12 protein-coding genes are annotated in these 14,241 nt (G+C 39.6%); 4 read left to right on the top strand and 8 right to left on the bottom strand.

Going from position 1 to position 14,241, the window contains the following annotated elements; genetic code table 11:
- Window positions 1-39 precede the first annotated feature (39 nt).
- The 7 genes from M5U24_RS10200 to M5U24_RS10170 all read right to left on the bottom strand — a co-directional run bounded on the left by M5U24_RS10200 (window position 40) and on the right by M5U24_RS10170 (window position 9,333).
- Window positions 40-1,284, bottom strand: a complete 1,245-nt coding sequence (locus tag M5U24_RS10200; RefSeq protein ID WP_298202341.1) for a hypothetical protein — start codon at window positions 1,282-1,284, stop codon at window positions 40-42.
- A 241-nt stretch (window positions 1,285-1,525) separates the two neighbouring features.
- The gene (locus M5U24_RS10195) at window positions 1,526-3,439 is read right to left on the bottom strand and encodes a hypothetical protein (protein ID WP_338140597.1); all 1,914 of its coding nucleotides are present in this window, start codon (window positions 3,437-3,439) and stop codon (window positions 1,526-1,528) included.
- Between the two features lie 914 nt (window positions 3,440-4,353).
- Window positions 4,354-4,911, bottom strand: a complete 558-nt coding sequence (locus tag M5U24_RS10190; protein ID WP_295101339.1) for a cyclic nucleotide-binding domain-containing protein — start codon at window positions 4,909-4,911, stop codon at window positions 4,354-4,356.
- 906 nt (window positions 4,912-5,817) lie between these two features.
- Entirely contained in the window at window positions 5,818-5,982 is a 165-nt protein-coding gene (locus tag M5U24_RS10185; RefSeq protein WP_157820591.1) for a hypothetical protein, read from the bottom strand.
- 408 nt (window positions 5,983-6,390) lie between these two features.
- Complete coding sequence (locus M5U24_RS10180) at window positions 6,391-7,260, bottom strand: ATP-binding protein (RefSeq protein ID WP_298202339.1); 870 nt, start codon at window positions 7,258-7,260, stop codon at window positions 6,391-6,393.
- Window positions 7,257-8,984, bottom strand: a complete 1,728-nt coding sequence (locus M5U24_RS10175; protein ID WP_298202337.1) for a HAMP domain-containing protein — start codon at window positions 8,982-8,984, stop codon at window positions 7,257-7,259. Before M5U24_RS10175 ends, M5U24_RS10180 begins: the two co-directional genes overlap by 4 nt.
- 211 nt (window positions 8,985-9,195) lie before the next feature.
- Window positions 9,196-9,333 carry a hypothetical protein gene (locus tag M5U24_RS10170; protein ID WP_298202335.1) on the bottom strand — a complete coding sequence of 46 codons (138 nt, stop codon included), beginning with the start codon at window positions 9,331-9,333 and terminating at the stop codon, window positions 9,196-9,198.
- 850 nt (window positions 9,334-10,183) lie between these two features.
- Here M5U24_RS10170 and M5U24_RS10165 point away from each other — a divergent pair.
- Entirely contained in the window at window positions 10,184-10,726 is a 543-nt protein-coding gene (locus tag M5U24_RS10165; protein ID WP_298202333.1) for a sigma-70 family RNA polymerase sigma factor, read from the top strand.
- 3 nt (window positions 10,727-10,729) lie between these two features.
- Window positions 10,730-11,539 carry a zf-HC2 domain-containing protein gene (locus M5U24_RS10160; RefSeq protein WP_298202332.1) on the top strand — a complete coding sequence of 270 codons (810 nt, stop codon included), beginning with the start codon at window positions 10,730-10,732 and terminating at the stop codon, window positions 11,537-11,539.
- A gap of 34 nt (window positions 11,540-11,573) precedes the next feature.
- On the opposite strand, the gene M5U24_RS10155 is transcribed toward M5U24_RS10160, so the two are convergent.
- The gene (locus M5U24_RS10155) at window positions 11,574-13,457 is read right to left on the bottom strand and encodes an IS1634 family transposase (protein ID WP_099324133.1); all 1,884 of its coding nucleotides are present in this window, start codon (window positions 13,455-13,457) and stop codon (window positions 11,574-11,576) included.
- Window positions 13,458-13,517: 60 nt separating this feature from the next.
- Between M5U24_RS10155 and M5U24_RS10150 the strand changes: the two genes are divergently transcribed.
- Entirely contained in the window at window positions 13,518-13,664 is a 147-nt protein-coding gene (locus M5U24_RS10150; RefSeq protein WP_298202330.1) for a hypothetical protein, read from the top strand.
- 151 nt (window positions 13,665-13,815) lie between these two features.
- Window positions 13,816-14,175 carry a hypothetical protein gene (locus M5U24_RS10145; RefSeq protein WP_099325701.1) on the top strand — a complete coding sequence of 120 codons (360 nt, stop codon included), beginning with the start codon at window positions 13,816-13,818 and terminating at the stop codon, window positions 14,173-14,175.
- The last annotated feature ends 66 nt before the right edge of the window (window positions 14,176-14,241 follow it).

Here is a 14,241-nt window from a genome sequence, read left to right as displayed (position 1 = left end):
TTTATATTTATAGGGTTAAGAAATAATTTATTATTTTATTCACCAGGGATCGCCAAGTCCCTCTTTAATACCGCGTATTCTGCCCCACAATTCAACATCAGGCTCTACACCATGCAGCGCCATAGATAAACAGGCGGCAGATAAATCTTCTGCCCGTGGTCTGGAATTGGGATTTTCAACGCCTTCCTGAATCGCCATCGCATATATTTGAAGCGCTTCCTCTGTGTTACCCATTGCCTGATACGCTTCGGCTAATGGCAGCAACGCTCCTGCCCGGTAGATAGTAATTATTTTTTCTTTCTGCAAATTATAAAAATTAAGGATATCGCCGGCATCTGCCATTGCTTTTTGCCTGTCACCTGCCAAATAACGCAGCCTGGATACCCTGGACATAAGTGAAACATAATGTTCAGGCCGCCATTGTGCTGAATCAATAATCGATTGCGTTTCATTTACCAATTCAAGCGTCTTCGGCTGGTCGGCATGGTCCAGCGCAAATCCTGCCAGTCCCATAAGTAGATCAATGCGCTTAAATACCGGAAGTACTTCCCATGATGCTTTAAGCTTCTCTTCCGCCAGCATACGCCACCCCTTGTTTTCATAAAATCTGTTAAATAATTTAGCGCAAGCCTCCAATGCATTTACGATTGCGTCATAATTTCCAGATTCAATCCATGCATCCAGCGCATCCATTTGTTTCTCAAAATGATCTTCACTGGCAATCATCGCCCGAACGCCAGCAACTTTTCCGGACGCAGCATTTTCTACTCCCGATGCATATTGTGCAGACTTCTCTGTTTCACCAAGCAGCAGGTAAGCATTAGCAATTTTCACTTTTATATGTACTTTGCGCCATTCTTCGGCAGAGGAAGAGACCTGATCTGCAAGGTCAATGTACTGCATCGCTTCGTCAGTGTAACCATTTTTAGCGCAATAAAATGCAACATCACCGTAACCGGAACCGCGGCGCCAGTTGTCAATATGTTCAATAAAACCAATAGCGAGGAAAGGCTGATTCAGCTCAAGACAAGCCGCCGCCGCTTTTTCCTGCATGCGCGACCTATCTTTAATATGTGGCTTAACAGGAATTGCTGACGCCGTTTCAAACGCAAGGACAAGCAATTCTCTTTGGTAAGCAGCCAGGGGTTGGTCCTTTAGCGTCTCTACCAAAAGTGTTGTATGCTGTTCTGCAGCGTTGTCGGTATCGTACCTGCCGCAGCCCAACGTAAATGAGAATAGCAGGAAAACAATCCTTAAGAGGATATATCTTGATCGTATTGTCATTTTATATTAATGGTTTTAAGAAAAAGGGTTCGATGTCCGTTAGCCGGACGTATATCCAGAAAAGTGCGGTAAATACCTTTGTCATTTGCGTCATTAGTTACTCGCCTTATGTAAAACAGGGGAAAACGGACAAAAATAATCTGTCAGCGCCTCCCATTCCTTATGCAACACGAACAACTCTGTGCGGGTTCAGGTTACAAACCTGAACCCACCACAGTATTTAATCCACAACCGTACTTGTTTATTTCTTCACCTTGACCTTCAGTTTTTCTTTCAGGCTGTCTGATTGAAAGGTAATCACCGCTTTACCTTTTTTCTTAGCAGTAACGGTAAATACAGCCTCACCGTTTTCATCTGTCTCTTCACTGTTTGACGATATACTTACACGTTTTTTGCCTGCACGATTTAGCTTCGTTTTAACCGTATTGCCTTCTACGGCATTTCCGTCTTCGTCTGCCAACGTTATGGCCACATCAGCGCTATCACCCTTATTCAGGGTTAGGCTAGACGGCGATACCGTTATCGATTTTACCGGGTTTACGTCAGGATTTTCGTCGTCATCGGAAACGATCATTCCGTATGCGTACGCAGCAGTCCAGCCCTGCATCCAATTATCATCCGCACTGAAAGCGCCCCGATATTGAACAGGTGTGAAAAACCCGTCATTAGGTGCAGTACCCGCACTAACAAGGGCGTCATTAGCGGCACGTGGGTCTACAGATTTTACAGGAAGGACGCCTTTGCCTTCTGAGGAAGTAAAACTTGTACCACGGGTTAAGCTAACAATAGGCATATCCTTATTATCGGTACCGGTAACCACCACGTTGTTCTTTCCGGAATTACTGCCGCCGTTAGTTGTTACGCCGACTGTATCTGCGTCCGTATATGCATCCGCATGAAGGTTCCTGAAGAACACACTGTCTGTGATTTCCGCAAGTTTACCTGACGTCTGGGTTGTATAAAGATTACTGGCGTTATTGAAAGCAGCGGAAGGACATCCGCCACAATCGTTCACCGTGGAAGTAACTGTATAATCTGTTTCCCACGTCTTTTCCCATGACAACGTGCCGTTGTAACCATAACCATTAGCGCCGTCACCATCATCATTGTCGGCTCTTACAAGTTTTTCGCCCAGATCCATAAATATGCAATTGCGAAACTGCACCCGGGCATTATCTCGCCATGCAGTTCCATGGTCACCATCAAGTGGATTGCCAATAACTGTGGCATTATAAATTACGGATGTAGTAACTGGCTGAGCGTCAGAATCTTCTGCGCCATCCATCTCAAAACAGTTGTCGCCAACACCGGAACCTTGTTTTGCATCGACGCTGTAGCCCTGAACAACAAAAAGAAACTGTGCTTTACCGCGCCAGCCCTGGTCAACGTCAAAACTGTCGTCACCAACGTTCCAGATGCTGGCGTATTTCAGATTAACCGTACCGCCCCAGATTTCAATGCCATCGTCCACATTGTTCATAATCTCAACATGATCGATATCGGTTTCACGCCCGATACCGCCCAGCGATAAACCATTGAGCTCATTACCAAGGCCAACAACTTTTCCTGCGTATCGTAAGGACAAATAGCTGATGGAACCGCTGTCATCATTGTCATCTGCGCCGCCATACAATGAGTAATCAGCATCCGTAAGGCCTTCCATTTGCGCCTCATTCAGCCCTGAAGGATCTTTAGTGTTGCTGCCCACCTGAAGGCCTTTAGAGTGGGAAGCGGATATTACTCCTTCACCCATAATAGTCAGATTCCCCCACTCATTTGCGCCTTCACGCCATGTGCCGGTTTTGGGGTCGCCGCCGCTGGGGTGGCTGGAATCTTTTTCCCATGTAGCCACATCGTCGGTAGAGGTCATTATTACAGGGTTGTCTTCTGTGCCGTTTACGAAGATTTTTGCGCCGCGTGCTATTGCCAGACTGCCTCCAACGTCGGTAGTGCTGGCAATGACTGTCCCTGCCTCTATCGTAAGACTAGCGCCAGGCAAAACAAAGATTTGGCCTTCTAACCGGTATACGTTGTCAGCAGTCCATGTAGTAGAAGTATCAATATTTTTTGACACTTTTACTGTGGCGGCGCTGGCAGCACTTGTAAAGAAAAGTGTTGTCAACGCTGTCAATACGATCTTTCTCATATTCTTCACGATATATTTCTCCTTTAAATCATAGTTTTATTAATTACTGTTTAGCGCATCAGTATAGCTCCATTATTTTCATACGATTTTCTGTTTCATTCGTGCCTCCTTTCATTATTTTATTATTCGTTTTTGTTCATTTAATATTTAAGTCCACCGATGGCCTGATTTATTGAGCGCCAATCTGCATGAAGCGGATTGTGAGCATCACATGCGTGAAAATGTAACTTTTATTTATTAAGAGAATATGAAGGATTTGTTAATTTTGTGTTAAGATTGAAAACGGGATGGATGGGATACAATTACAAAAGGGGTAGCCGTGATTTACCCATCTGTGATTTGTTGTTTACATATTTCATAATAATGTAGCCATTTAAACAATCCGTACATTTGAATCTTTGTCGTACGGAGTTTTTACGAACGGGGGGCATTCCCGATTTTTTGTAACCGTTTATTGGGCCAGGACGACATAACGCTGACAGGGTTCAGAACCCTGTCAGCGTTAACACTACGGCAATATTTCATTAAAACATGGCGGAAGTCTCAAAAAATCAGGAATGCACCCTTATGAACGGGCACACTTCATTAGTTGGTAACAATTTAGCTTTTTGAAAATCCAATATATAAAAAACAATATAACCCCGTTAGGGGTGGTCTGTTTGTAGCTCAATAAAATTCAATAGGGTAAATAGCTCCATAGGAGCGGCCTGTTTATGATTCATAGATAAACAGGCCGCTCCTGATTGTAGAGACAGGTTTCAAACCTGTCTCTACGATCTGTTACAATATCTTATCTTGCTACAAACAGTTCGCTCCTATGGAGCTTATAGATAATACGTTTTTCGAAAACTAAATTGTTACTTTAGTTGTTATTTTATTTCACCTTTACCTTGCTATACGTTATAACACGTGCCTTATTTTATTTAGCTATAATGGGACATTAATTTTGTCTGCTTCTCTTCTATCTGACAGGTAAGCTTGTTAAGGCATTCAACCGCCCTATTGTGCCGCTTTGCAATGGCACTCACCATGTCTTTCACAAATTCCGGAAGTTTTTCGAGTTCCATTTCCAGTGTTTTTGCCTCAGTCATTTTTGTTTCATGGTCTTGCAGTATCTGGAATAAAACAACCAGCCGGCTGTAGATTTCAGCAATAATTGTGAGATTTTTATCCATTGCATACAGATTAGCCTGTACGTCCTTTGGTAATTCATGAAAAAACCTCATAAAGGAATCTCTTCCGATCATTTCCACCATAACTTCACCTTCTGCAACAACGGAAGTAGTTCTCCTTGGTTCTCCGAGAAAACCCGTTTCCCCAAAAATATCCCCTTTGTTTAATGTGCCGATAACCACTTGCCTTCCATCAACTTTTTTCATCATCCTTGCCTTCCCCTCCCTAAGCACAAAAGCAAAGTATGCCCATGTGTCTTCCTCCATAATAAATTCACCGTCTTTTACTTTCTCAATTCTCGAATACATTTTTTCCACAATTTGCCTCCTTTCTGTTTTAATGTTTTTTGACCATCACGGTATAAAAATATATAAAGCGTAGGTGTATATAACGATTTAGTTTTCTCAATATTTTTTTAATGCGGGATTATTCAAGTGTGCCTGGCATATATTTCCCCAAAATGCTTTCCGTATTGCAAACTTTCGTTTGCCGGTCTGAGCTAGCGTGTGGGATTTCGCAATTTATCAATCAACAATATAAGCAACGTACTATGTAATTTCTAAAAAGCATAGTACACGGTAAATATTAAGGGAGTATTAAGGAAATGTTAATATTGTGTTAAACCGCAAGGGGATAATAAGCAGATTTTGTAACGCTTTAGTTTTTTGAGAAATTCCAATAATAGCGGTGTTTGCAGCATAGTGTAGGGGCGAGGCATTTGCTATAAATGGTTCCAGGCGGGTTCAGGTTTGTAACCTGAATCGATGCGTTTATGCGGATAATGGGGCCATGTACTGAGGTAAAACTCCAATGCCTAAATAACAAAATCCGTAACACTTTAGTCTTTTAGAAAACTCCAACAACAATCATTTGTAGTGCGACGAGGTTAGTCGTACTACAAATGATTATTTCCAGTTTCAAAAGACTAAAGTGTTGCCAAAATCCCTGTTTGGAATTTTGAATTTATTTGTCATTTCCTCTGTCAATAGAAGGTGTGATTGAAAGTATAAAACGTTTGGTTCAGGTTACAAATCTGAACCCGTAGAGATGTAGTATAAAGAAATATAGAAAGGGAATATAGGGCCACACCTTGATTTATGATTATAGAGATAAAATTGCTATGCGCGTAACAAAGATTAAATAACTAATCAAGGTGTAGCTACAAATTAACCTGCAAATTAACCTGACAAAAGCAAAAGGGGACATTGTAGATATTAGCCAGCCTTGTCACCTTTATATTTCCTGAAATTATTTATAAGACTTGAAAATGAATCCGGTTTATATTTCTTGAAATCCTCCTCATCAACAAATACATAATCAAAGCGTGCTTTCTTTTGTGAAGCGTTGATATCTTCGCACCATTTTTTTAAACGAGCCATTTTCAGGAGAACATCCGGGTCTTCAATTTAGTTTTTTGAAAAAAAATCGCAACTATTCAGGCACACGTGTAAATGAATGTAACCACAGATTTCTTGGGCTTTGCAACCAAATTCAAAATACGAATATCGAAATACGAAACAAATTCAAATGACAAAACCCAATGCTCCAAACTTTACGTAATCCTCATCTAATCAATGCCTTACGGTTATGCATTTTGAAAACGAGCATAAAAACAAGAAGTTGATGGATAGTAGTACAGATTAAAAAAATCGTAAATTTCCGGCGAGTTCAGATTACAAACCTGAACCCGCGAATAAAAGTCTTCTCTATCAAGAAGGGATAAGGGGTGTGTTATAAATTACGCGGAATAGTTACAAAAAATCTACCTATAGTATTCGCAGTTCACCCTACACCGTATTATCAAATACACGCCGTACAGAAGATAATACCTCTTCCAGTTCGTAAGGACTTGTTATAATGAAGTCAAATGCTAATAGTTGCCCGTTCTTGTATTTTTCTTTAATATCAGGAATCCCGGCGAGGATGCCAATCTTTGGTTTCTTTTCCACTGTTTCTATAAACTTTATGATATCCCACACAGAGACGTCAGGTAATCCGATATCACAGAGCATAAGGTCAAAGCACTCTTTTGATAACAAATCGATGGCCTTACGTCCCTCGTTAACATATTGAACGATATATCCATTATCAGAAAGAAGGTTTTCCAGAATTTTGCCAATAGCCAGTTCATCTTCTACTAAAAGGATACGATACTTACTCTTTCTTTTTTTACCGGCGTCGTCTTTCGATGAAGGCTGTGGTGGTAACTCTTCTGCCGTTGCAGGGAATTTCAGGGTAAAAGTACTGCCTTTCCCAGGCTGGCTCTGTACTTCTATTGTTCCCCCGTGCCGTTTGACAATACCATACACGACGCTCATTCCCAGTCCCATCCCCTTTTTCTTAGTAGTAAAAAAAGGATCAAATATCTTTGCCTTTACTTCATCAGTCATGCCTGTTCCAGTGTCGGCGATACTGAGAAAAACATAGCCTTCTTTTTCCCATGTGGAAAGTGAAATAGTTCCTCCTTCAGGCATTGCGTCCAGCGCATTCAGGAAAATATTTAATACTACCTCCCTTAATTCCGGGGAATTGCCCTTTATATTCGGCACGTTCTTAAGGCAATCCGTATTCAATTGATATTTTAAGCCTTTACCTTCGGCAATGTTCTTCCACAATGGCTTGGTAAAAACTATTATATTATTGACTAAGCTGTTCATATTAACCAAACTCTTTTTTTCTCAACACTTCCCCCGTCTATGCATTGTTCGCGAATAATAGAAAGCGCTTGCAGCAATTTTATCCTGCCCTTGCTTTCTTTTATCAATAGTTGGATATTTGCGTCAATGACTGCGAGGATGTTATTTAATTCATGCGCAATGCCGGAGGCCATCACACCCAACCCTTGCAGTTTTTGCGCATGGAGAAGTTCTGTTTCCATCTTCTTTAAATCGGTTATATCGGTAGAAATACTTCCGATTGCATACATAATGCCGTCAGCCTTGAATATGGGAAATTTGACGGAAATAAAGGTGTGTTGCCCGGTATCGGAGTCCACTTGTATTTTATATTGTACCGGTTGTTTCGTTTCAAAAACCTTTTTATCGTGTATTACAATTTCATCTGCTGCTTTTCGGGGAAGGATATCATGTACGGTCTTTCCTGCAACTTCCTCTGTTTTTTTATGGATAAAATTTTCATATTCTTTGTTAATCAGAAGGTAGCGACCATTCATGTCAATTATTGATATGAGGGCAGTGGTGTTGTTGATGATTGAACGATATTTTAGCTCGCTTTTAACCAGTTCAGACATGGTATGGCTGCTATACTGTATTTCTCTCTCAATGGTATCTGCCATACTATTGAAGCTGTTTGCAAGCTCTCCTAATTCGTCATTTCTGCGCAGAGAAACCCTTCCTTTAAAATTCCCCGCAGAAAATGACTTTGTAGCGGCTTTTAATTTTTGAATAGGCCTTGAAATTGATGCGGCGAATAGCGTCCCTGTGCAAGATACAAGTAAACAAACGGAAACGCCTAAAACCAAAGATATGATTCCCAACGTTTTTAAAGAGGCAAACAACTCTGCCTTATCGGTTTCAGCCAGTAATATCCACTGACAATCAGGAATGTCAATTGAAACCCCAACAACCTGTCTTTCCCTGTAATCAGTATAAATCCCTACCATCTCCTGTGATGATTCCAGTATTTTGCGAACCGGTTCGGTATCCACTTTCTGCTGCAATGGCGCATCTTTAACAAATCGTGATTCCGTAATCATAATCTTGTCTCTGTTTACAAGATAAACCTCCCCGGTATCTCCAATATTCCTGTAATCAGTGAAGATTTCATTTATTGCCGATACATCAAAGCAGGCAATAAGATATCCTAACGGTTCTTTACTGGAGATTCCAAGATGGTGTATGGGGGATATTATATGAAAACCTTTCATCCCGCACAAAGAGCAGAAATGGAGAGGATAAAGGTATACCTTTTTCTGTGTAAAATCCATGTTGGTTAAAAGTTTTTCTTCCGTGTAGATATTTTTTCCGGCCATTTTTTCATCTGTTGATACAATAACGTTATATTCAGTATCTACTATATGAATACCTAACATGTGAGTATCTATGGGCAACTTGGCGGTTTTTAAGTACTTAGTTAATGATTGTATGATAGTGCTGCGGTATTCCCCATGCGTTATTTTTTCGAGACTTTCTCTTATATATCCGTCGCTGCAGAAATCAATTACCCTGTTCTCTTTCGAAGCAATGCACAAGAGTAAATAATTTTTTTTTGCTTTTGCAAGTGCTGTGAATCTGTTTATTTCACGGTCACGGATTTCCGTTCTGAGATACAGATAATACATCGTTGTAATGAAGGCAATTGGTATGAGTGCGGCGCAAAGCCCGAATAGCAATATTTTCCATTTTATGTTAAATGATTTCACTTTTTTTTCCTCCCTTCTGCAAAAAAAACGTAACACTTTAGTCTTTTGAAAAATTCCCCGTACCTTTAGTCTTTTGAAAAGTGAGGGACGAAGCATTTGCCCGTTTGGGCATGAACGTATTTATGGTAATTTATAGCAAATGCTTCACCCCCATACTGCGCAAACATCGCTATTATTGGAATTTTTCAAAAGACTAAAGTGTCACAAAAAACTAAAGGGGATTTTCAGGTTGATTCCAGTAGATACCGGCGCTTGTCGTTTGCTTATATAATTGATCATCACGAATATCTCCTCCCTTTACTGGTTCAATGCTATCTGTTCCATAAATTAACATTTTTGAATTGCACACCTTTCATTAGTTTCTCCTTTGCACTTACGTGATAATAGGCTTTCTACTCAGGTTTCAAAGTCATGTATTACGGGAAAAAACAAAAAAACCACCGATAGTTTTATGCAAAACATACACGTTATTTGAAGAAGGCAACGGGTGTGTACACGCAGAAGATGCTTTTTTAATATCGTAGATAAAGTTTTTTAATAATTGTGATTTCCCCCTTTTCATTCCCCTCCCCCCCCCCCCCTCGTTCTCCTTTGCACTTTGATATCTTTCTCTCGGTTTCTCATTATTATAAACAACCACCTATGTTTTACAGAAACGTCACGTTATTTGAAGAAGTGTTAACCCTGACAGGGTTGTATCACGCATGAAGACACTTTTTTAATATCGGTAAATAAAGCCGTCATTTGTTTTAATAATTATCACGTGGAAAGGGTAGATTTAAACTGTTTTAAGGGAAGTGCTGCGTATACTATACTATAAAGCTACATTGTTACTAATTTTTTATTTTGCGGGAATATATCCCGGTTCTTATTTGTCATAAGATTATATTTGGCATTTTTACGCCCTTCGTTCCCACGCAGGAGCATATGGGCAAGTCCTGCCAGTCACAAATTTGCGTCTTGTATTTAATTTGGTATCAAATAAAATTCCACCAGTTCAGGAGTTCTGAATTTATAAAAGGTATTTGTGAATAACAGACTCCCCGTATTTTCTCTTATGTGCTATCCTTATAATCTGTTATGGAATAATTTGGGAATCTGCGGTTCTCTTATCTCTCTTCAAACCCGGCGTATTTAAGATAAATAATCGGTAATGATTTTTAATATCATCACTTTTTTAATTTTGCTTATAACAAAACGTGAACCAAAAAGACTCCCTACTTATTCATATAGATGCTCTATACAGATCGGCACTGTATCTCGTCAAGAATGAACATAACGCATATGATCTGGTCCAGGAAGCCTATTTAAAGGCATTCAAATCTCTCCGAAATGGCGAAATAGTTAATAATGAAAGGGCATGGTTGTTTAAAATATTAATGAATACCTTCATCAATCAATATAGAAAAAGTAAAACAGAACCTTCTTTGGTTGATTTTGACAGCATTGAGTCCTTTCATAAATCAATAAAAGAAGAGGTATTAACGCCCTCAAATACAGAGAATGAGGCAACATTTGATGAGTTACTTGACTCAGATGTGAAAAAAGCGCTTGAAGAATTACCCGATGATTTTAGACTGGTCGTCTTACTTTCGATAGTAGAGGGCTTTTCCTACAAGGAGATTTCCAAAATGCTTAACTGCCCAATCGGGACAGTAATGTCCAGGATCTATAGGGGACGAAAGTTGTTAAAGGAAAAATTGACAGGTTATGCAAAAAAACATGGCTACGAAAGAGAATAAGAAATGAATTGTACCGATGTAAGAAAATATTTTTATGCCTTTCTCGACAACGAACTCGATGTGGAAAGGAATATCGAGGTTTTGTCGCATATTAATATGTGCCATGCATGCGGCGTGAAAATAGAAAGGGAAAGACTGCTTCAGGAAAGAGTGAAAGAAACTGTTTGTAAGATAAAAGTCCCTGCATACCTTGAGCAAAAAATTTTTAGGAGTGCAGAAAGTCGTCCTAACTTTTTTGCTCAATTTATAAAGAATTTCTCGTTAAGAGACAGATTCGTATTAGTCTCTGGCATAGCAACCGCAATAGTTCTTATTGCTTGTTTTTTCGTAATACAAAATAAGCTGAAGAAAGATAATATTTTTTACCTCACGGAGTCAAAATATCACGACTATATAATGAAGCAACTTGTTCCAGACATACGTTTACAGAATGCCGGAGAAATTATAGGACGCCTTCAAAATCGAACCGGCCTAAGTGTAATCCTGCCTGGCATTGAAGAAAATATGCAGATACAGAATGCAAAAGCTATTGTGGATTACTTTCAAAAACAAACTGGCTTAACGGTAACGCTCCCTTTTATGAAGGGAAATGTACAGTTGGTGGGTGCGTCTTTGACTAATATTAACGGCAAAAATGTACCCCTGGTTTTTTACATGCTTGATGATACCCCAATTACGTTGGCTGTGGTTTGTAATTCCGACATCACTTTTAGAAAAATGAAAGAGATAGTAGCTGATAAGATGGTGGTATATACCCCATGTTCCGGAAAGAAATTACTAAAGTCAAATTTGGCAAACACTTATAAACATTGATTCTGCGACTACATGTCTTTTGGAAGTCTTTTAATTACTGGCCGAAAACAACATTGGACATTCCAAGTTTTTCCAATAGCATTTGTGTGACGGCGGGAAGTTTCACGGCTTTCTTTAAGGTTTCACCGGTATTTTTAGCCTCAAGAGTGGCGATATCTATATCTTTGAACGGCGCATAGAGTTCCTTTGAGTTTAAAAAATCTTTTTCTCCTATTGCCTTTCGTTGGTTTGATAGATAACGGTTTATAAAATATGCCAGGATGCAGATAGTATAGACGGCTTTAACATGTGCCTCGGTATTGACAAAGAAGGGCCTGATTTTTAAGAACGATTTTACATTTTTAAAGACATCTTCTATTTTTGTCTTGTCCCGATAGGCTCTAACTATAGATTGGGGTTTTGCTTTAAACGCACCTCCATCTTCCCGTTCTGTATGGTTAGTGATAAAAACACATACGCCATCCAACAATCTATCTGCGGCTATAACATCAGTTAACAGCTTGATTTCTATTTTGAAACTTTTGACGGATTTGACCTGCCCGTTTTTCAGTCTATGGGTAACGGTGATGGACGTCAGAACAGGGTCTTCGAAATATTTATGAATCTTTAACCTTTTCAGCTCATCTACAATGCGGCTCTTTGTTGCGTCATATTGCCGGTCTCTTTGGGCATTTTTAAGGTTTTTATTCTCTTCTTTGAGATAATCCTTAAAAAAGGTTATTTTCTCGTCTCTATTATTGCGGTCTTCTATAAATAAAGTGGGATTAAAACCGGTAATAAAACGCTTGTTTCCTATGACGCCATTGTCATGGTAGTATAATTCATCATCATAGTTTAAAAACCCTTGCGGGATAGGTATATCGGAGGCGTCCTTATCTTCTATGGATAACCCATTAAGAGACTTTAAACTGACACCGCAAGAGGGTATCTGATTTCTATCCAATGCCGAGATGTATTTGAGTTTGGCTTCTTCTATCAAATTGGCATTGTCCTCAGAGATTATGCCTCTGTCAAATACAAGGGTGACGTTTTTATCAGTCAATTTGAATCTGGTTTTACAGGCATTGATATTCTGTTTGAGGGTTTTTACCTCAGCGGTGTTCCCGGGGAATACATCCCATTTGAAAGGATATCCCTCAGAGTTGATAAGAACACCCAGTAAGACCTGCCGCCTGCCATGACACTCTATTTTGCCCTTGCCAAATGCCGATAGATCACAGTTATATCCCACAAAGTAGGAAGTAGTTAGGTCGTAGTTGATAAATTTATAGGATTCCGGACGTTTCCAGAAGGTTTGGTTAAAAAGGTGGTTCTCTATAGATATTTTGTTTTTGTGTATTTTATCTAATTCATAATAGATTTTATCGTCATTTAGGCCTGAAAGATCAATTTTAAGAATGTCCTCCAGCGCGCTCTTTTTCGCCCAATGAGGAATGGAATAATGAGAACACGGATCGGTGCACCTGTTAATAGTCAGTATCTTTGCAATCATATTGGTAGGAAGGGCGCCTGCAGTGACATCGTAGTCAAAAGCCTGATCAAGCTGCCACTGGTTCCACAACTCATTAACAACGGCTATATCGAGATATGCCCTGCTTTCCAGGACTGCAACGTCTTTGAGCTGAGTCTGCAATTGATCTGTGTTTTCAACTGTTTTACATATCAGTTTGATTTGCTCGGCTTGAATATCGGAAAGTTTCCCGATGGGCCAAAGTATTCTTTTTCTGACCTTTTTGCCATCCCTGTAGGATTCGGCAATAGAGTAAGATTTATAGGTTTTCCCTTTGTATTTAGAATCGCTATAAGTAAGGTGCATAATGTAGTCCCAATATTCTTTGACTACACTATCATTAATAAAATATTTTGTCAAGTCAGTATTTATAGGGTTATAAAGGATTTGTATTAATAAATAGGCCATTTATTCTGCGACTACATATTATTTTGAATTTGTGGAAACCCGCTTAAAATAAGGATTTTGTTGAAATCTTTCCGGAAAGGGGGATATACAGGTACCGGTTTTTGCGGCTCCTGCCAGATTGTTGGATGGAAAGAGACTGGCGCTCAGTACGTTATGGTATCGATGTTAAATAGTGAAAAAATGATAAAAGCGCTTACAAAGGTATAAAAACGGACCATGAATGACAAGAAATTTTTAATATTTAAAATGCGGCTCTAATTCTATATCTTTAACTTTTTTTATTCGATATCGGAGGTATCGGGATTTTAAAATTACTGTTTATTTATATTTTAATTAGTTTGGAAAGAAAGGATGTATCATGATTATAAAAAAGAAGTCTCTGCTTTCTGTGACACTCGGTGTGGCATTTTTTATTGCATCTGCGTTAGTCACCGTTGTATCTGCTGGGGCCAATCCATTCGCACCCGGCGATGCAACCACCTTCAAAACCGATATGGAGAAAAAAACAGAAGGGAAATGTGGTGAGGGTAAGTGCGGTGAAGGAAAATGCGGCAGTGATGAGAAAAAGAAGGAAGGAAAGTGCGGTGAGGATAAATGCGGCGGCAATGAGAAAAAGAAAGAAGGGAAATGTGGCGGTGACGAGGGGAAAACAGAAGGTAAATGCGGTGAAGGCAAATGTGGCGGTGATGAGAAAAAGAAAGAAGGAAAGTGCAGTTAATTAAAATAAACCGATGCCGAATAAAGTGGGCTTACGTGGAGGAACCACAATTCCTTTGCGTAAGCC

This window comes from Candidatus Kuenenia sp. (assembly GCF_027493735.1).
GTDB classification, from domain to species: domain Bacteria; phylum Planctomycetota; class Brocadiia; order Brocadiales; family Brocadiaceae; genus Kuenenia; species Kuenenia stuttgartiensis_A.
The sequence above is the reverse complement of the archived record's forward strand: the minus strand, read 5'-3'. Positions and strand labels throughout refer to the sequence as shown.

Coding starts and splice junctions, on each gene's coding strand:
- M5U24_RS10200 (WP_298202341.1), bottom strand. CDS start 1,284: ATGACAATACGATCAAGATATATCCTCTTAAGGATTGTTTTCCTGCTA.
- M5U24_RS10190 (WP_295101339.1), bottom strand. CDS start 4,911: ATGTATTCGAGAATTGAGAAAGTAAAAGACGGTGAATTTATTATGGAG.
- M5U24_RS10185 (WP_157820591.1), bottom strand. CDS start 5,982: ATGGCTCGTTTAAAAAAATGGTGCGAAGATATCAACGCTTCACAAAAG.
- M5U24_RS10180 (WP_298202339.1), bottom strand. CDS start 7,260: ATGAACAGCTTAGTCAATAATATAATAGTTTTTACCAAGCCATTGTGG.
- M5U24_RS10160 (WP_298202332.1), top strand. CDS start 10,730: ATGAATTGTACCGATGTAAGAAAATATTTTTATGCCTTTCTCGACAAC.
- M5U24_RS10155 (WP_099324133.1), bottom strand. CDS start 13,457: ATGGCCTATTTATTAATACAAATCCTTTATAACCCTATAAATACTGAC.
- M5U24_RS10145 (WP_099325701.1), top strand. CDS start 13,816: ATGATTATAAAAAAGAAGTCTCTGCTTTCTGTGACACTCGGTGTGGCA.